The 20,296-nt window shown below is 74.6% G+C and carries 5 protein-coding genes; 2 read left to right on the plus strand and 3 right to left on the minus strand.

What is annotated here, in order from left to right:
* Window positions 1-104: 104 nt before the first annotated feature.
* Both ACZ3KJ_RS26325 and ACZ3KJ_RS26330 read right to left on the minus strand, forming a co-directional pair.
* Window positions 105-7,805: a SpvB/TcaC N-terminal domain-containing protein gene (locus tag ACZ3KJ_RS26325; protein ID WP_467530560.1), complete on the minus strand. Its 7,701-nt coding sequence runs from the start codon at window positions 7,803-7,805 to the stop codon at window positions 105-107.
* Window positions 7,802-18,142, minus strand: coding sequence for a Tc toxin subunit A-related protein (locus ACZ3KJ_RS26330; protein WP_467530561.1), 10,341 nt, complete (start codon window positions 18,140-18,142; stop codon window positions 7,802-7,804). Before ACZ3KJ_RS26330 ends, ACZ3KJ_RS26325 begins: the two co-directional genes overlap by 4 nt.
* Before the next feature lie 294 nt (window positions 18,143-18,436).
* On the opposite strand from ACZ3KJ_RS26330, the gene ACZ3KJ_RS26335 reads away from it, so the two are divergent.
* Together ACZ3KJ_RS26335 and ACZ3KJ_RS26340 are read left to right on the plus strand one after the other, a co-directional pair.
* Window positions 18,437-18,607, plus strand: coding sequence for a hypothetical protein (locus ACZ3KJ_RS26335; RefSeq protein ID WP_467530605.1), 171 nt, complete (start codon window positions 18,437-18,439; stop codon window positions 18,605-18,607).
* Window positions 18,608-18,909: 302 nt separating this feature from the next.
* Window positions 18,910-19,569, plus strand: coding sequence for a formylglycine-generating enzyme family protein (locus ACZ3KJ_RS26340; RefSeq protein ID WP_467530562.1), 660 nt, complete (start codon window positions 18,910-18,912; stop codon window positions 19,567-19,569).
* A 19-nt stretch (window positions 19,570-19,588) separates the two neighbouring features.
* On the opposite strand, the gene ACZ3KJ_RS26345 is transcribed toward ACZ3KJ_RS26340, so the two are convergent.
* Window positions 19,589-19,906, minus strand: coding sequence for a hypothetical protein (locus tag ACZ3KJ_RS26345; RefSeq protein WP_467530564.1), 318 nt, complete (start codon window positions 19,904-19,906; stop codon window positions 19,589-19,591).
* Window positions 19,907-20,296: the final 390 nt, after the last annotated feature.

Genomic DNA, 20,296 nt, shown 5'->3' on the forward strand with positions numbered 1-20,296 from the left:
ACGCAGGGGAAGACGCCACGCACGGGCGCCGCGAAGCTTCGGCCACCCCACAGGGGCGAGCACGGCGGCGGCGACGGGCTCGGCTCTCGTGGCGGCCGGGCCCGTCAACGGGTCGGGACGCGCACCGTCTCGACCCCCGACGCATCGATCTGCGCCCGCGAGCGGAGCACGTCGATCAGGGACTGCCCGGGCGGGCGGCCCGCGGCGACCAGGGCGAAGTAGGCCTTGATGTCCTCGAAGTACGGCGACGGCGAACCGAGCTTCGTGCCCTCTCCGCCGGCGGTCAGCGTCACCGGACCGATCGGCTCGTCGGTGATCTCCTTGCCCCACATCGCGCGGTTGGCGTTGCGCTGGAGCGCGGACGCCAGGTTGTGGTCGGCCTCGGTGAAGCCCGGCACGCCCTGCTCGATGGCCAGGGCGTCACCGTGGTTGGGGTTGCCCGTGCGGGAGATCTGCCCGGCCGGGGAGTTGGCGGCCGACTGGTGGATGTGGTGGCCGCCGATCTGCTTGTACGGGGCGACCTTGGGGCCTGCCGTCGAGCCGCCGGACGTGGCTCCGCCCGCGCCGGTGCCGCTGGTGGCGGCTCCCGCGGCGTCGGAGGCGGCGGCACCCGGGTCGTTCGCCGACGAGCTGTTCGGTTCCGGCGGGGGCTTGGGGGACTGGTTCGGCTCGGTGGACTGCCCGCCGGACCCGCCGGACGTCCCGCCCCCGCCCGCGATCGCGGTGGCCACGGGAACGGCGGTGGCCATGAGCGCGGGGGCGATGGCCTCGGCGTTCGCGACGAGCTTGGGCAGGCTGAACCCGAAGTCGAAGGCCGGCCGGGTCAGCGCCGCGGCCCCGTCGGCGCCGACCGACACATCGGCCGCGATGCCCGGCGCCGCGCCTCCGCCACCGCCTCCCAAGGAGATGCCCCGCATGCCCAGGACGGTCGCCACCGCCTCGACCGGCAGCGCGCCCAGCTTGCGGGAGCGCTCCTGGTCGCTGAGCACCCTTCCGGTCACCGTCCTGCCCGTGGCGACCTCGTTGGCCGTGTTCACCGTCCCGGCGACACCGAAGACGGTGCCGGTGACCGCCACCCCGGTGATGAGCGCGGACTCGCTCACGCTCACGCCGAGCGTCGAGGCGGCGGCCGCGATCACCGGAGCCGCCGCCGTGCCGGCGCTCGCCACGACGACCGCCACCACGGCGACCGTCCCGACGGCGACCGCCGCACCGATGGCGACGTCCTTCCAGCTGATGTCCCAGGCGCCGTTGTCGTCCAGCCGGTTCACCGGATCGCACGCGGCGTAGGCGTACCGGCTGGTCGGGCCGAGCTGGCCCGCCGGGTCGCACGACAGCCAGCGGCCCAGCCAGGGGACGTAGGAACGGGCACCGATCTGGTAGAAGCCCGTCTCGTCGTCGCGCTGCCTGCCGAGGAAGCCGCGGCGGACCGGTGCGTCCGTCTGCCCGCGCGTGGCCCGCCAGACGGTGCCGCCGTACGGCGCGTAGCCCTCCGCAGACAGCGACCTGCCCTCGTCGTCGAACTCCAGCACCACCGAACGCAGATGGTCGGTGAGCTGGTGGCGCACCAGGCGACGCGGTGAGCCGTCGTCCACGTCGTTGCGGGTCTCGACGCGCGCGAACACGCCGGCGCCGTCCCCCACATCGAGGGCGGTGCGGACCAGGCCCGCATGAGGACCGGCGTGCCGGCGAACGAACTCGACTCCGGCCAGGGACAGTTCGTCGTGCACCGGCGTGCCGCCGGAACGCCGTGTCGCCTTGCGGGTGCGGGCACCGGTGGCGTCATGGACGTAGTACGTCCGGTCGACGGCGGCCGTGGGCGACTCGCCGCCCTCGTCGGCCACCTGCCGCCACGTCGACCTGAGCCGGTCCCGGTGGTCCCAGTCCATCCGGGTCAGGTGCGGCATCGCCACCGTGTTCCCGTGCGCGTCGTACGCGTACGTCTCCCGCGGGCCGTCGCCGTCGGCGCCGGACGTGGCGAGGAGCCGGTTGCCGGACCCCGGCGCGTAATGGAACTCCCGCGTCCACCCCGGGTGCCGCGGGTCGTTGCCGCGATGGGCGATCCGCAGCAGATTGCCCGCGGGATCGTAGGCGTACCGCTCCACGTACCGGCCGAGCGCGATCCCGTCCTCGGGGTGCGCGACGGGCCGTCCGGGCCGCTGCCGGACGCCCGCGTCGACGAGCCCGAGCTGTTCGCGGCCCGTCGCCTCGACCAGCCGGTACAGCGCGTCGTAGCGGTAGGCGGACTCGCCCGTCACGCGCTGGTTGCGGAAGAAGACCGGCGGCACGGCGTCGTCCCGCACCAGGACCAGATGGCCCGCGGCGTCGTAGGTGTAGTGCTGGTCCTGCACGGTCCTGGACCCCAGGCGGGAGCGGGTGCGGACCAGCCGGAAGGTCAGCGGGTCGTAGTCGAAGTCGGTGACCAGGCCGTTCCCGCGCTCGATCCGGGTGCGCTGTCCGCGGGCGTTGCAGTGGACGGCGGTGACGACGTCCGTCCACACCGGCTGACCGTCGGGGCCCAGCTCGCCCTCGACCTGCACCTGGAGCGCACACAGCCGGGCGGAGCGGCCGTAGCGGTAGCGGGTGACGCTCCCCGGTCCGCCGAGCCCGGGCGTGGCCAGCACGACCGGGCGGTGCAGAGCGTCCAGACGGGTGGAGGCGTCGAGGCGCGCGGGCTCCAGGACGTCGTCCTCCGGCGGGCGCGCGGGGTCCTCGGCCCAGTCGAGGACGCGGTCGTAGGCCACGGCCACCCGCCGCGTGGACGCCCGCGGACTCCCCTTGAAGTCATAGCCGTCGCACACCGACAGCCCCGCCTGGTCGTAGCGCAGGTGGACACGCCCGCGCAGGTTGCGCCGCTCGGCGTCCGCCAGGCCCTCCCCGTGGACGACACGCTCCACGGTCACCTCGGCCCCGGGCCGCTCGGGGTCGGCGCCCGTGACGAGAACGGCGACGGGACGGCGCCCGGCGTCGTAGCGGGTCCGGGTGAGGTGACCGCGGGAGTCCCAGGTGCGCAGCTGCCGGCCGAGGACGTCGGCGAGCTGCCGGCGGGAGCCCGAGTCGAGCGCCCAGTGCCGGACGACCCGGCCCAGCAGATCGTGGTCGGCGCGGCTGACGGCACGCCCGCGCGGATCCTCGTCGGGCATCGCGTCGTGCACGGCGAGCACCTCGCCGGTGATCGCCCGCACCACCCGGCTCTCCACCGCCCGGCACCCGTCCGTCCGCCGGACGAGCACGGTCCGGCCCAGCGCGTCGGACCACTCCACGTCGGGGGTGTCCGCGTGGGCCGCGCTGGCCAGGGCGGCCCGCCGCTCGGCCTCGCCGAGCCCGCCGTCCACGCGCTGCGCGTACCACGGCCGCCACCGCGCGGGGAGGAGACCGGACAGCCCGCGGGTGGCCACGGCGATGTCGGGATCGTGACGCGGATCGGCCAGCACGGTGTCCGCCCGGTCCCAGGTGCTCGACCACCAGGCGCCGAACACCCGCTTGGCGTAGGTCCCGTCGGGGAAGACGGTCGCCACCAGCCGCTGGGCGGCGTCGTAGCAGCGGACCGTCGACACCCCCTCGCGCCGGCCGGGTTCGTAGCGAGGGGTGTGCGTGAAGAACGGCTCGTGGAACAGGACGACGTTCGCCTTGTTGTTGTGGACCTTCCAGCCGCTGGAGATCCAGCCGCCCGGCTCGTCGCTCTGGCTCTTGGTCTGGATCTCCCGCCCGGACCCGTCGACGTAGACGAACTTCTGCTGGAGGGGCGAGGCCTCGCCCGGCGCGAGATCGCTCAGGTGCCGCTCGCGCACGATGGTCCGCACCGACAGCGGCCGGACCACCGGCCCGGACGCCGTACGGCGGACGGCCTCCAGGTCGTAGCAGAGACGCCGGGTCGCGCCGCGCAGCAGCCGCTCGGCGTCGTCGGCGAGGCCGGCGTCGTCGGCGTCCTCCCCGGCCGGTGCGTCGACGAACGCGTCGTCGAACCCCTCCAGCGAGTCCCCGAGCCCCTCGCCCCGCTTGCCCATGGCCGCGGTCGCCACGACGAGCCCGAGGGTGTCGAGCGCCACGGCGGAGCGGTTGCCGTTCGCGTCCGTCACCAGGACCGGCTTCATCAGCCGGTAGTCCACGCCGCCGCCGGCCGATTCCTCGCGCCGTCCGTCCGGCCCGCGCTCGCCGACCGTGCTGCGGTTGCCGAGGCTGTCCACCGTGTCGACCGGCAGCAGGTCGTACCGGTCGTGGCGCACCTCGCGGTCGGCACCGGTCACACCGTCCTGGAAGGGGTCGCGGTAACGGCGCGGCCGGAAGAAATGGGCCCGCGCGTAGGCGAACTCCGCCTCCGCCTCCTCGCCGGGGAAGGCGCCCGCCGGGCCGAGGAAGGTCCGCCCCGAGGGCACCCACCACTCGCCGGGGACGTCACCGGGCACATAGCCGCCCTCGCGCAGGACCGCGTCGAGTTCCCCGGGCGCCAGCAGCGGCCGCCCGTCCCGGACCAGGGCGCGGGCCAGGACGCCGGACGTGAACGCCAGGGTGAGGCCGAGCCCCGGAAGGGCCCGCCGCCCCGCCCGGCCGAACGGCAGCAGGGCCAGCGGGTCGGCGCCGCCGAGGTCGTCGGGACGGTACAGGGTGCGCGTGCGCCGCAGCAGCCGGTGCGGCCGGGCGGCCGGCGCACCGGGTCCGGTCCAGTCCTCGAAGCGCAGCCGGCCGTCCTCGGGCACGACGACGTCCGTCACCTCGATCGTGCTCTGCTGCGCGGGCAGCGGCAGCCGGTAGTGGCCGGGATCGTCCAGCAGCGGCTCGGTGTGCTCGTACACCGTGGCCGTCACCAGGGTCCGGGCCTGCTCCTCCCGGTCGACCGGTGCCGTCAGCCGCGGGTCCGCGGACGACCGCCCGTAGGCGACGGCCACCTCCTCCAGCACCTGGCCGAAGTCGTCGACCCGCAGGGTGACCGCGTGCGTGACCCGGGGATCGTCCCGGTCGCGTTCGTACCGGACCGTCAGCTGCTCCCGCGGGTGGGCGAGGAACACCGCGTGCCGGTTGCGGCCCGCCGGCTGGAGCAGCCGCACGGTGAAGTTCTGCTCCAGCACGCTGTACGGCACGGACTGCCGCTCCGACCCGTCGAGCCCGTACACCTCCTGCCGCACCAGCCTGCCCTTCAGGGCGCGGCAGGCCTCGCGCTCCTCCTGCGGGGTGAGGCCCTCGGGGAGCCGGCTGTCCGGCAGGCCGTCGCGGGCGCACCCCTCGTCGTACTCGTGCGCCAGCAGACGGCTCACCCGGCCGCCGCCGAGCCGGACACCGGTGTGGAACCAGCTGCGGGTGTGGACGGGAGCGACCAGCACGGCCGGGCCGGAGTTCTCCCGGTCCCCCTCCCCAGCAGCGTCGACGTCCTCCGTGTCCCACTGGTCGACGACCGCGAACCCGCGCAGCTCCCGCTCCACGGGGTCGAAATACTGGTCGTGGTAGGCGTAGCGCGTGGTCAGCCGGTGCCGGGCCACCAGGTCCACCGACTCGACCCGCTCCACCACCTGCACCGGGAACGGCGCCCGCATGCGCCACGGGCGGCCCGCCGCCTCGTCCTGGAGGTAGAAGGACGTCGAGGAGCGGTAGTGGACACGGGTCTCGGCACCGAGGTTGTTGGTCGTCCGGGTCAGCAGATGCGGCTTGGCGCCCATCAGGTCGACGTAGCGCACCGCCCGGCCCGCGTTCCCCGGCAGGGGAGAGGTCCACACGAGGCAGGCCGTGCCGTTCCCGAACAGGTCGACGACGTCGCAGTCCTCCACGTCGGTGGTCCTCGGCAGCCCGTGCAGCCGGACCTCGCGGCTGAGACCGTTGCCGGACTGGTTGAAGTACAGGCGCGGCCCGTCGGGGTGGAGGTACACGATGTCGCTGGTGCCGGTCCCGTCGATGTCGGCCAGGCGCACGCGGGCGGGGGAGAAGCGGTCGTCGGTGTCGAAGCGGGGGCAGTTCTCCAGCAGGTGCCGCGGACCGAACCGCCCGTGTCCGAGGTTCGGCCAGTAGCAGACCTGGGCGCAGTCGATCCGGACGAGGTCCCGCAGCCCGTCCCCGGTCATGTCCGCCAGCAGCAGCGCGCCGTTCCCGTCGCCGCCGAAGCGCACGCGCGTGCCCCGCCACTGCGCCGGATCGACCGGCACCCGGTGCTCACGGCCGAAGCCCGACACGCCGGCCCCCTCGTGCCAGCCCAGCTCGTCGGGCGCCAGGCGCAGGGCGTCGACGAGACCGTCACCGGTGACGTCGAGCAGCCGCAGATCCGCCCGGGGATCCCCGACGAGCGGGTCGGTGAAGGGGCGGAAGGGCCGCCAGCCGCCCTGCTCGTCCTGCTCGTACAGCCCCGCCCGCGGCCCCGTCAGGTCCACGACGTCCAGGCGGCCGTCCCCGCTGAGGTCGAGCAACTGCGCACCCGAGGCCAGGGTCCGGTTCGGCAGCCGCGGCACCGGCGCCGGGTCGCCGAGGCGCACCCGCGGCCGCCCGGCCGGGTGCCCGCTCAGGTTGCGCAGGTAGTACCAGGCGCCCGGATGCTCGCTCAGGACACCGGGGATGCCCTCGCCGTGCAGGTCCAGCCAGCGCAGCCGGCCCGGGCCGTGCGGCAGCCGGGCCAGCTCCCGCGGCTCCACGTCCTCCACCTCGTGCCGGACGGCCACCTGACTGTAGGCCATCTCCACCGGCGGGAACGCCTTGCGCCGGTACCCGCCTTCGGGCCTGCGCCGGAAGCGGGCGTGGGTGACCGCGGTCAGCTCCGCGTAGACCGGGCGGACGGCCTCGTCGGGCGCCGGGGCCGGCGCGTAGGTCAGCTCGGTCGCGGCCACGAGGCAGTCGTCGCCGACACCGGGTTCGAGGGGGAAGGAGTGGAACATCAGCAGCCGCCGGCACAGCCGCTCGGCGCGCAGCTCGAACCCGCAGCGCCGCGAGGAGAACGGATCGGGGCGCGGCGACCAGCGCCGGTCCGGTTCCGGGCCCGGCCGCTCCGGGTCGTGGCCGCCGTAGTCGAGGACGAGCGAGAAGTGCCAGCGCATCGCGCGCAGCTCGGCCGTGGTCACCGAGGCGGGGCGCTCCCCGGCGTCGTCCAGGAGGGGTACGGCGTTGCCGTACCGGATACACCGCAGATAGCGCTGCGCCCGGTCCCGCACGCCGTCACCGCGGTCGTACTCGTAGGCGATCACGTTCCCGCGGTCGTCCCGGGTCAGGCTGATCAGCCAGGAGAAGACGTGCTCCGGCGCCCGCGGGTCGCTGATCCGGGAGTCGGCGTCGGCGCCGTAGACCGTCAGGACGTTCTCCGCGGACCAGGAACGCCAGTGCACGTCGCCGGCGTCGTGGACGCTTGTCCAGCGCTCGATCCGGGCGAAGCCCGCCTCCACCCGGGGACGGTAGCCGCGCACCAGGTGGCCGCCCTCCCGCCGGTCCGGACCGGCGGGGACGAGGTCCTCGGCGCTGGACAGGACGAAGACGTCGGACTCGTGGGCGTCGTCGTAGCGGGGCAGGCCCCGGTCGGTGCGCCGGGTGACGGACGGCAGCCGCAACGACCAGCCGACCCCGAACGGCCCGTTGCCCTGCCCGCTGTCGTAGCCGAGCGACAGCTGGGGGCCGAAGCCGTCGCGGCCGGCCGTGAGCAGCACCGGAACGGCGAACGAGGCCGTGCCCGTCACCGCGTCCGCGCCGAACGTCTCGCCGATCCCGCGGACCGCCCCGCCGGCGGAGGGCAGTTCCGCCCCGGGCAGCGGATCCGGCCGGGGCCCGGCAGAGCCCTGCCCGGTGCCGTCCCGCTCAGTGCCGTCGAAGGCCCCGATCGCCTCCTGGTCCAGGCCGGTCATCGCCCCTCCCGCCCGCGGCCGTCGGCCTCGTAGCCGCACAGCAGCCACAGCCGCGAGACCTCACCGAACCCCGGCGGCACCGTCACCGTGCCCAGGTCGGCCTCCCGTGCGCCGTGCGCCAGCGCCGGGCCGCCCTCCGCGCCGAGGCCGGGCAGCACGCCGTGGAACAGGCCGGGCCAGTCGCGCGACGCCACGCACTCGACGTCCTCGAACTCCTCGGCCCGGCGGCGACCGGGCGGCCTGAACCGCACCGGGCGGTGCAGCGACGGGCGGGCGTGCCCGGCCTCGAGGAAGAACTCGACCCGGCGGACGCGCAGCGCACGGTCACCGGGCAGGTACGGGAACATCGCGCGCGACAGCCGCAGCGGCAGCCGCCGCTCCTCGTCCTCGCCGTCGCGGCGGAACGCGGACCACGCCTGCGGCAGGTCCTGCTCCACGTCGAACACGCGGAGCCCGTCGCCGGGCAGCCGCTCGCGCGCCTCCCGCCGCGCCGCCCGCGCCAGCGCCGTGCCGCCCTCCCTCGCGGTGTAGTTCAGGTGCAGCACGACGTCGCTCACGCTCGACAGATCGAACTGGTTGTCCTCCTGGGGCAGTTCCAGCAGCCACCGGCTCACCGCGCCCTGGTACTCGAAGTGCAGGTAGCGCTCGTCCCGGAAGCGGACCTCGAACATGCCGCTGTCGCTCTGGCCGGTGGAGGTGGCCACCGCCTCCCGGGCCGCGTACCTGCGGACGGCGCGCGGATCCTCGGGCAGCAGCACGTAGCCTCCCTGCCCGCACCCGCACCCGCACCCGCGCCCGCACCCGCACCCGCACCCGCATCCCTCGCCCGGCGCACCTCCGCGGCTCCCGCCGCGCGCCCGGCCGGCCGCGCGGTCACCGGGCCCTGCCGGGCAGCACGGCGCCGGCTCCTCCGTCAGCAGCGGACTGACCCGCGTCGTACTCGCCAGCAGGGCCAGCCGCGCGTGGACGCCCGTGTACGGACCGGCCACACAGGGCACCGTCAGCGCGACGCTCTTGATCCGGCGCAGGTAGTGGCCCGGGTGGTCCCGGTCGAACAGCCACTCCGGAAGCTCGAACTCGCAGCGGCCGGTGGCCTGGAGACGCAGGAACTCCACCGGCGCGTGCAGCCGCAGCGAGACATGCTTGGTCAGCTCGTACTCGCGGTCGTCGAGGTCGAGGTAGGCCTGCTCCATCCGGCGCAGGGCGAGGCCGAGCCGTTCACCGGCGAGCAGCCCCTCGTGCAGCCGGTCCCAGCGGGCGTCGGCGAGGAAGTCCGGGGCGGGCACGGCGCGTTCGAGGGCGAAGGCGCGCCGCGCCTGCACCGCCGCGCGGGCGGCCAGCTCGTAGGCCTGCCGGTGGAGGGCGGCCGTCTCCTGCTGGAGCCACAGGAACAGGGCGTGTCCCGTGAGCTTGTCCCGGACGATCTCCTCGGTGATGCGGGCCTGCTCCCAGCGCAGTTGCTGCTCGTCCAGCTCGTGCTGCGCCGCGTCCCGGCGGCGCTCGGCCGCCAGGATCTGCCGCTCGATCTGCTCGATCTCGATGTCGTGGATCTCGACCTGGTGACGCCACTCGGCCGCCCGGCGGTCCCAGCCGGCCTCGGTCAGCCGCTCCGATGCGGTGATCCCCGCGATCGTGCCGAAGATCCCGGCGATGCGCGAGGCCGCGGAGAACACCCCGGCCAGCTTCGTGCCCAGCGGCAGCTGGTTGGCGTTGAGCGGGCCCATGCCCGCCACGCCGAGCCAGATGTCGGGGATGAAGCCGAGCGCCTGCGCCGTAGCCTCCAGCGGGATCGCCGTGCCGTGGCTGCCCACGGACTGCTCGGTCAGCGACAGGTAGTCGTTCTCCCCCTGGACCAGCCCCCTCTCCACGAGGTCGGCGTAGAAGCGGCGGTGGGTCAGGGCGATCTGCTTCGTCTTGCGCAACGCCTGCACCTGCCAGTCCGCGTCACGCCACTGCACCCGACGGGTCTGCACCGACAGGGCCTGCACCTGGCGCTCCTGGTCCGCGCGCACGGCCGCGAGGAACTCGGCGTCCCCGCGCTCGAACGCGCCCTGCAACGCCACGCCGAGGGCGTGCACCTCCGCGGCGAGTTCACGGGCACGGCTCACCAGGAAGGCGAAGCGGTACGGACTGTCCGGAGCGCACACGTCGTCGCAGCCGATCCGTCCGACCGGCTCGGCCCTCCCGGCGAACGGGCCGTCCGGCGGCCGCGGGGCCGGCAGGCGCCGCGCGTCCAGGCACGCGCGGATCAGGCACAGCCGGTCCTCGACGCTGTCGTAGAGCCCGATCAGCCGCGGGTTGGGCGGTGCCGGGTGCGGGACCAGCGAGGCGATCGTGGGCGTCTCGCAGGGCGGCGCGGCACCGGTGTCGAGGACCCGACGCGGCCGCGGGCCCAGGATCGCCTGGAGCCCGTCGAGGACCACCCGCGCCTGGTCGAGCTCCTCGGGTCCCCCTCCGGAGCGCAGCAGGGCGTCCGCCCACTCCAGCAGTGTCTCGGCGTGGTGCAGGACGATGCTGCGCCGCCGGACGTCCTCCTCCGAGGCGCGTGTGCTGTCCGTGCAGCATCCGCGGTGCCGCGACCGCTCGTCCCCGTCGGGGCAGCGCAGCCAGGAGGCGTCGCCGCGGGCGACGTCCGCGGCGAGCCGGTACCAGCCGAGCGCGGCACCGGGCCGGCAGTGCGCGCGCAGCGCCGCCGCCACGGCCGTCGCCGGGGCGTGCGGCGAGGCCGGCACCAGCGGTGCCCCGGGACTGTGGAACACGAAGTAGGGATAGGCGGGCAACCGGCCGGGATGCACGGGTCCGGCCGGCGGCCGCGGCGCGGGCGGCGCGGCCACGGCCTGCGGCAGTACGACGACGTCGTCCACGGCGATGTCGTAGCGGAACCCGGGCGGCTGCGCCGCGTGCCCCGGCGGTGCGATGCCGCCGGTGACGACGAGGTGGACCGAGTCGTCGGTCCGCCCGGCGAGGCCGAGCGACGCACCGTCCGTGCAGCGCAGTGCCTCGTCGCTGTGGCGGACGGGGCCGAACTCCCCGTGGCGCACGCGGCACCAGGCCAGCCGCACGGCACGCCGCTGGGGCCACGCCAGCAGGCCGGGCAACTGGTCGGGCTCGTGCCAGGGCCAGCCCGGGTCCTGTTCGACGGGGTCGTGGAGCCGGGCGTCGACCAGCCAGAAGTAGTACTCGTCGACGAGCGGGCCGTGTGCGCAGCCGCAGGTGGCGCAGCACGACGACGCGGCGACGGCGGGCAGCGGGCCGGTCGTCGCGGGCCCGGCCGTGACGGTGGGGTCCCCGGCGGCGGCGACCCGCAGGAAGCGGGTGCCGAGCCGCACCGGTGCCTCGGTCCACCAGGGCAGTTCCACCGCCGCGGAGGAGCGCGGACCGTCGTCCCCGCCGCCCTCGCCGTCTTGGCTGCCCTCGTCGCCCTCGTCGCCCTCGTCGTGCCCGGCCGTCCGGAGGGCGACCGGACCGTCGCCCGGTGGCTCGTGGCCGTCGGCGCCGTTGCCGCCGTCGGCGGGCGGCTCGTGGTTGTCTCCGTCGTTGCCGGTACCGGCGGGCGGGTCGTGGTCGTTTCCGTCGTTGCCGCCACCGGCGGGTGACCGGTGGTCGTTGCCGCCGTTCCCGCCGTCGTCCGGCGGTTCCCGGTCGTCGCCCCCGCCGCCCTCGGACGGTACGTGGGTCCGGTCGCCGGACGGCGGTTCCACCGCGGCGTCGCCGGACGGCGGGTGCACCGCGGCCAGCCACGAGGGACGCGCGTGCCGCCGGTCCGTCCCGAGCAGGTCGAACCCGTGCCGGGCGGGGTCGACACCGTGGAACGTGGCCGGGTCGCGCACCTGGAGCAGAGCCACCCCCGGGTGCTCGGGCGCCGGGGGCTGCGCCCACACGTCGAGTCCGCCCGGTTCGGGCCGGGTCAGCGTGCCCCGGCGCAGCCCCGCCTCGAAGACGGCGAACGCCTCACTGCGCCGGGCGAGCGCGAGTTCGTCGAGGTCCACCCAGTTCTCGCGGTAGAACCGCCGCCGGGCGCAGGCCTCCCACAGCCGGTAGCGGGCGAACCGCGCGTCCCACAGGGCCAGGAACCCGGACGTGGGCTCCCAGCCGGGCTCCTGGCCCAGCCGAGCCCGGCCGACCAGGGCCTGTACGGCGCCGATGGCGTCGTCGACGCGGCTGACCCGTTCGCACGGTCCGGCCTCGACGTCCTGGAGCAGCAGGTCGCTGAGGTGCCGGGCCTCGCGGACCGGGACGCCGCCGACGCCGGTGACCCGGTCGAAGCGGGTGAGGTGGGCCAGCAGTGCGGCGCGGCCGCGTTCGCGCAGCCCGTCGTCCAGGGCGCGCAGATCGGCATGCCGGCGCGGCGGCCCGGCCGACAGGAGGCCGTCGGCGACGAAGGCGGTGAGGTTGGCGTTCCCCCCGGCCGGATCGTCGCCGGCCCACAGATCCGGCCGGGCGGCCCGGATGTCCGCGACCAGGAAGCGGCGCGACACCCGGCGCAGCAGCAGGTCCGCGTGCCGGACGCGGATGGGCCAGCGCTCGTCCAGGAGATCGTCGCCGACCAGGGCGGGCCCGCCGGCGAAGAGCGTGACGAGCGGGGTGCGCAGCAGGTCCACGCCGACGTACCGGAGCAGATCCGCGGGCAGGTCGGGGTGGCCTTCCGCGGACTCGTGGAACAGCAGCCACAAGGGCCGCTCCGGGGAGCCCGCCGTCTCGGCGCGCGTGACCGTGTAGTCGAACAGGCGCTCCCAGATGTCGGTCAGCGCCTGCTGCCGGACCGTCGACGGCGCGACCCGCTGGTCGGCGGCCGGATCAGGTGCCAGATAGGGGTCGGCGACCGGCAGCAGGTCGGGGTCGAAGCCGGCCAGGTGGACGGTGTGGGCGCCGCCCTCCGCGCGGTAGGCCGCTCCGGAGAACCGGTCCGGGTGCGCGAGCAGGTAGCCGGTCTCCCCCTGCCCGTCGTCCGCCACCGGGGCCGCGGACAGGGCGAGCCGGTGGGCCAGCAGCAGCGCCTTGAACGCCCGCTGGTAGGTGCGCCGCACATCGCGCAGCGAGCCCGTGTACCGCTCCCGCAGGGCGCGCCGCTCCGTGTCGGTGAGGTCCTCCAGGTTCCGGTCCAGGGGACCCGGGTCCTGGGTGCGCCGGTAGAGCCGGTGCTGCGGCAGGGCGATCGGGCGGCCGCCGGAGTCCGGGCCGCTGTAGGCGAGTTCGAACCCGGTCGTGGCCGGGCGCACGTCGTCGGCCTCGGCGAACTCCGGTGCCGGCTGCACGAACTCGATGTCCACGTCGTAGGCACCACGGCGCAGTTCCAGCTCGGCCGCGCACTCGGGGGCGCCCGTCCTGCCGGGCCAGTGCCGGGCCAGGACCACCCACACCCGCTGCCCCCGGCGCAGGACCACCCGCCAGCGCCGGGCTCGCGCGGCCCCGGCGTCCGGGACCTCGCCGTCCTGCCCGGGAGCACCGGCGAAGAAGGTGTACGCGCCGCCCGTCTCGACGAGCAGGCTGCCGGTCCAGCGGACGGCGAAGCCCTCCGCGGCGCCGAGCGGTTCACCGGTGGGGTCGCTCAGCGCGAACCCGTTGCGGGCCCCGGCGAACCGGGCCTGCCGCACGGTCAGCGCGGCGTCCAGCCCCGGCACCAGGCCGGGCACGGCCACGGCGACCTCGTCGCGGCCCGGACCGAACAGGCGCAGGGCGGAGGTGGGCTGCCGCCAGACGAGCGGACCCGGGCCCGCGGTGGTGACCCGGCGGTACTCGCCCAGCAGCCCCGTGCCGGTGACCGCGAGCAGGGCCGCCGGCGCGGCACCGTGCACACCGTCCCAGGTCACGGCGGGCGCCGTCCCCGCGTCGTTCTCCCAGGGGGCGAGGCCCGCGTTCTCGTCGCCGCGCAGCGCCCGCAGCAGGGTCCTGGCGAGCGCGGCCGTCCCCTCGCGGCGCTGCCCGGTCACCGCCTCGACGTGCTCCGCGAGGTGGTCCGCGACGACGCCGGCCCGCGCCACCGCCCGGCGTACCGAGCGGGCGAAGAAGGCGAACCGCTTCCGTTCGTCGTCCTCGCGCACCAGGAGGCGCAGGGCCGCCTCGGCGTCGTCGAAGAGGAACGCGAACGGTGCCAGGTCGGCCCGGGGCCCCGCGAGCAGTTCCCGCACCGCGTGCTGCTCGTCGGGGCGGAGCTGGCGGATCCGGGACAGTTTCGCGGCGACCTCCTCGTCCCGCATCGGCAGGGTCGCGGTGAGCCGGTCGACGGCGTGGCGGAAGGGGCCGTCGGGCGGGGTGTTCCACATCGCGGGCGGTGAACCGGCCAGCGGCGCGCTCCAGCGCCGGTCCTCGACCGGTACGACGATGCCGTCGTCCTCCAGCAGCGCGGGGAACAGACGCGCCCCGAGCCGGTACAGCGGGCCGGAGCCGGGCGCGCCGGTGTAGCCGAACTCGGTGCGCAGGGCGGCGTCGACCTGCGACCACGACCAGGCGGCGGCCTCGTCGCCCCCGCCGGACGGCTCCACGGCGAGCAGCCGCTCCCGCAGCCGCCACAGCGAGTGGGCCGTGTCGTCGTCGGGCAGCGTGAGGGGGTCGTCGCGGGTCTCGTTGGGCGAGGGCAGGGGGAACGGGTCGTCGCCCTGCGCGTGGTCCTCGACGGTGAAGAGGAACAGCAGCTCGCCCACGCCGAGGTCGCCGGCGTACAGCTTGGCCAGCACCTCGGCGAAGCGCAGCGTGTGGGCCGGCCGGGAGTGCCAGCGGGCCAGGGGATCGGCGGGGTCGAATCCGGCGAGGGCCGACAGCCGGTCGAGGTTCTCGGCGAGGATCTCGAGGAACCTCGCCGGACGCGGCCGGCAGCCGAACCGGCGCACGGCGTGCCCGCCCGTGTGCTCCAGCAGCGCGCCGACGGCCCAGTCCCGGTGCGGGTCGTCGGGGCCGGCCCACAGCGCGAGGAGCGGGCTGCGCGCCGTTCCCGGCGGTGACTGGGCCGGGGGTCCGTCCTGCCGCGCCGTCGGGGGCCCGAGGGGCAGGCCGAAGTGGTGGCGCAGGAGCTGGAGTGCGGCCAGTTGCCGGACGAAGTCGGGGTTCGGGGAGCCGTCCGGGCCGAAGAGCGGCGACACGGCCGCCAGGTCGGCCAGTTGGGCGAAGGTGAGGGCGGGCGTGCCGGCCCGGCGCAGGATCCGCCACAGCCGGATGACGACCGCGAGGCGGCGCAGGTCGTCCACGGGGTGGGCCAGGTCGAGCACGTGGTCGTCGAGCCGGCACGGCTCGCAGTCGGGGAACGCGGGCTGCTCCGGCTCCGGGCGGACCTGGTCCTCGCGGCTCTCCCGGCTGCCTCGATCCTCCTGGCTCTCCCGGCTCTCCGGGCCTCGGCGGCCGAACGGGACGATCCCGCTGCGCCACAGGGCGAGGAAGGCGCACCAGTCCAGGCCGGTCGCGTCGAGGAAGCGCGGCAGCCGGACGACGAGGTCGGTCCAGGAGCGGTCGTTCTCGACCTGGTGGGCGAAACCGTAGTACTCCCACACGGGGGTGCCCGTCCGCGGGCCGGTGGCCGGACCCGGGGAGAAGAGCAGGGCGTACTCCTGCGGACTCATCCCGAGGAACTCCAGGGCGATGGGCAGGCGCAGCGGGTAGCGCCGGACGGTGCGGCGGAACCCGGGGGGTTCGGCGCCCGGGGCGATGACGAACTCGGTGATGTCGCGGCGGAAGGCCCGCATGACCTCGTACCGGCAGGTGCCCAGCGCGTCGAGGTGGCTGCGCGCGACGTCCAGCGGCTGGTGGTAGGGCAGGAGAGGGTGGCTGACGTCGGTGGCGAGGGGGGCGTAGGAGGCACCGGCCGGCAGGGGGACCGCGGGGGTGGAGTGCTCGGGCCGGGCCGCGAGGTCCTCGTCGGTCGCGTCGGGAGAGGTGTCGTGGACGGTGCCCCGGCCCGCCGCCGGGTTGCCGGCGAGGGCTTCCAGGGACTCGTCGACCAGGTCGATGACGGGGACCGCGGCGGTGAGGTTCGCGGCGGTGGCGTGCAACCGGTCGACGGGACCGCGGCGGGCCACGACGAGGTCGCCGAGGGTGGCCGGGGTCTCGTCGCCGTGCGGTGTTCCGTCCGGGGCGTGGCAGTCGGCGGTGAGGGGGAGGGCGAGCAGGGCTTTGAGGTAGGCGACGGGGCCGAGGGCGGACAGGTGGTCGGGGGGCCGGCAGTCGACCAGGCGGCCGTCGGGGTTGACCGGCACCGGTGTCCGGCCGTCGCCGCCCGCGCCGGGTTCGGGGGCCGGTCCTCCGGCCGCGGTGCCGAGGGCGTCGGCGAAGTCGACCGCGACGGTGCCGATCAGGGCGTCCCGCAGGGCCTGTCGCGTGCGGGCGGCCACCTGTGCGGCGCTGGTGAAGCCGCGGGCGTAGAGGGCCTCGACGACGGAGAAGCGCAGCGGCGCCGGGACGGCGGCGGCCAGCCGCATGAGGTCGTCGACCGTCGTGACCGCGGCCGTGAGCCACTGCCGTCCGCGCGGGTCCGCCGTGAACAGGGCGTTCCCGACCTCGGTCAGCGCTCCTTGGACGTGTCCTGGATCGTTGGTGCCGCCGAACACGAAGTCGGCCCCGGCGCGGGTGCGGTAGGCGGCGGTGAAGAGGTTGATCGGGTCGCCGTCGGGCACGCGCAGCAGCGGAGGCGTGTCGGGGGCGTTCCCGGGGACGGGCGGCACCGCCGGGGCGAGGACGAAGAACTTGCGCACTTCCCGGACGAAGGCCTGGAGCCGTTCGTCCGGGGTGCCGGGGCGGGTGAAGTCGGGCAGGTCGGCCGGCCAGGTCGGGGCGTCGCGGAAGAACGCCTCCCACTGCGCGGCCGTGATGCGGGAGAGGGCGGGCGCGTCCGCGGGCCGGAGCCTGGTGCGGATCTTCGCGCGGAGCGGGGTGCCGCCGGGCTGTACGACGTAGCCGCGCGTCAGCGCGGTGAGCACGAGATCGAGGTGACCGCTCGGGTGCGTCGTGACGACGGTGTCCCAGAACGCGGTGTCGATGTCGGCCTGGGGGACCGCGAGCCAGCCGGTGACCAGTGCCAGGACGTCGCCGGCCGCGGCGAGACGGGCCGGTTTGCCGGAGGTGTCCCCGAGGGCCCGCAGCCGGCGCACGGCCCGGGCGATGCCGATGGCGGGGGCGTCCGCGACCGGGGGCTGTCCGGCGGGGACGGGCGGCGGGGTGGCCGGCGGCTGCTCGTCGATCACCCCGGCGTCCTTGGCGGACTTGAGCATGACGCGCAGCCGCTCCGGGTCGGCCAGGACGGCGGACCGGTAGCGCTGGTCGGCGTCGTGGGTGACGGGCAGGCCTGCCCCGAGCGCGTAGAAGTAGCGCGCGGGAACGGTGAACCGGGCGGTCGCGGGAAGGCCGGTCAGCAGAGCCCGTGCCGTCGTGTACCGCTCGCCGGTGCCGGTCTGTCCCGGCAGTACGGGGAAGGTGAGGGCCGCTTCGGTGGCCGCCGTCGTCCGGGCCTCCGCGTCGACCGCCGTGACGAGCGCGTAGACGTACGTGGTCAGGCGTTCGGCGTCCGCGTCGCCCTGGGCGTAGTACGCCGTGAGCCTGGCCTCGAACCGGCCGCGTTCGGCGTCGTCGGCCGTGCCGACGGGGGTGGTGTACAGCTTGCCCAGTTCGGCCGTGTCGGGCGCGGGCATCGGCCGGAACTTCTGGTTCCAGACGATCTCGCGGGCCACATGGCGGGCCTGCGGCACACTCAGTCCGGTCAGGGACGGCGGCGTCCCGGGGTCGTGCCCCAGCACCCGGGCGACGGCGTTCAGCAGTCCGTCGTAGGGCGGTGGGCTGCCGTCGGCGGGGAGTTCGACGTACGCGTCGGCCGGGTCGATCCGGGCGTCCGCCGGGGGCAGGGCGAGGTAGAGCGAGGTCGGGCCGATGCCGGGGAACACGCCACGGTCGGCCGGGATCGCGCCGGTGGCCTCCGGGACGTTCATGAAGATCCGGCGGACGAGGATGACACCGCCGTCGCGTGCCACCTCGATCCGCAGGTCCCGGGTGCCGTGTTCGGGCCGGCCCGTGGGTGGATGCGGCGGAGCGACCTCGAAGAGCGCGGTGGCCGCGGCCAGCGGCTTGAACACGCCCGTCGGGGGCGGGCCGGTGAGCCGGAAGTGCTGGACGATACCGGTGTCCGGGTGGGGCAGCTCGGGATGCGCCGGGTGCGGCGGGGCCACGTAACGTGCGGGGCTGCCGATCTGGGTCTCGCCCGCCGCAGTGGACAGATCGACCACGCGGATCGTCAGCCCCTCCAGCATCGACGAGAAGACCGGACCCGAGACCGGGTCCCCGAGAGGGTGCAACCGAACCACGACCAGTGCCATGTGCACCTCCGGCGTCCCGGTGATACCGGGGAGATGTCGGCTCTCCACGCACGTCGGACTCTATCGGCGCATGGTGGTTGACAGGGCGTTTGTCTGAAGATTTGTCATTTATCTCGATAGTGAATAAGGATGGCTGGATTTTGCGTGCGCGATGAAATGGTTTGCCTATAACGGTGGCGGCATGTCGTGCTGGTCGCGCTGGTCGTGCGGCGTGCTGGTTGTGCGGGGCCCGTGCCGTCATTAATAGGAATGACACATCATCGGTGTGGTGCTTACGATGCGAGCGATGAAGAATTTCTCCTCGTACGGAATGGGGGAATCGTCCGCGCAAGGTGAGTGCTGATGGCACATCACTTCGCCGACGACATTCCCGCCCGCCTCTCGATGTGGCAGCGCGTGCGCGAGTACGCCGTGCCACTGTCCATGATCGAGTCCGGGACCGCACGGCGTGCGGTCGGTGACTGGGCGGGGGCCTGCGCCGCCGCCGGATCGCGCTGTGGGACGGCGTGCTGACGGCGTTCGACCACGACCCGGCGCAACTGCGCGGGCTTCGTGGCGCACCCCCGGTGGAGGAGCTGGCCGGCGTCTGGGGGCACGAGGTCACCCACCTGCTCCGCGACCACCAAGGCCGGGGCGAACGGTATGCGCGACAGCACGGTGTTTGTAAGCACTTCTTTGGGCACCACCGAACGGACCAGAAGTGACTCCACGGTGTACGAAGTCGATCTGGCTCCACCGCCGATCGGAAAGATCGGTAGAGCCGTGGGCAGACGCCGGTAGGGTGGCCTGTTGTGGACACGGGGACAGGAAACGAGATGGTTGCGGTCCCGTCGGGACACGTGACGCTGTCGGACCGGCGGACGCAGAGCAGTTGGCCGGTCGAGGTCGCGCCGTTTCAGATGTCGGCCTTCCCGGTCACGCAGTCCTGGTACGCACGAGTCACGGGCCGACGGCCGAGTAGCGCCCAGGGTGAGCGGCTGCCGGTTGAGGGCGTTTCGTGGTGGGACGCGGTCGAGTTCTGTAACGCCTTGTCCCAACGGGAGGGGCTGACGCCCGCGTATCGCCTGTGCGTCGACGCCGAGACGGCCGAGTGGGACACCTCCGCAGACGGGTACCGGTTGCCGACCGAGGCCGAATGGGAGCACGCCTGCCGTGCGGGTACCACTGGCCCGCGGTACGGACAGCTCGACGAGGTCGCCTGGTACCAGGGCAATTCCGATGGGCGGATCCACTCTGTCGGCGGCAAGCAGCCCAACGCATGGGGCCTGTACGACATGCTGGGCAATGTGTGGGACTGGTGCTGGGACGTCTACGACGCCGAGGTGTATGGGGCCTACCGGGTGCTCCGTGGTGGTGGATGGGCCGACGAGCACTGGAGCTGCCGGGCGTCGGTGCGGCGGCGCAGCCACCCCACCTTCCGGATCGACGACGTGGGATTTCGCATCGTGCGCTCCACACCACTGCCTCGGCCGTAACGGTCTCATTCCGAATCGGTCAGGTAAGCGGGGTGGCTGCACCCGAGGTCAGCCGACGTGCCCTCTTCGGAGTGAATGCACTGCTGCCTTCGAGCAGGACCTGCTGGCCGAGTTCGTCCTGGCCCGCGCTTCGGCTGGTGTCCTCGACGACACCATCCGCGGCGACGTCGGGCCCGTGATGGCCCTGCGCGAGTGGTTCGGACGACCGTTGTGGGAGATGAATCCCCAGGACCTCGACCGGTACTTCGGCCGATACCGCCGCGACTCGGCTGCGGGCACCAAGGTCCGCCAGGCCGCGGCCTTCGCGGTGTTCTTCGAGTTCCTCGAACTGCGGCACAAGGCCGCCATCCACACAGCCACCGGCTTCGTCATCGAGTCCCCGCTGGATGAGGTCAACCGACCCCGCGGAGGCACCTCGGCGAGGCTTCGGATCCCGCCGCCAGAAGGCGAGATCGGCGCCCTCTTCGGCGGCTGGCGGCGCGACATGGAGGAGGCCCGCAAGTACGCTCCGGCCGCCCGGAACTACACCGCCTCGCGGCTGACCAGCCTGATCGGGCCGCGAATCTCGGAGTTGTGCCTGCTGCGGATCGGGGATGTCCACTGGGACCCGGGCCGCTTAGGCAAGGTCTTGCTGAAGGGCAAAGGCAGTCAAGGCCGCGGCAAGAAGGAACGGCTCGTCCCGCTGATCAACGGCTCGCGTGACCTGCTGGAATGGTGGATCACAGGC

This window comes from Streptomyces sp. NPDC003248, from assembly GCF_055563235.1.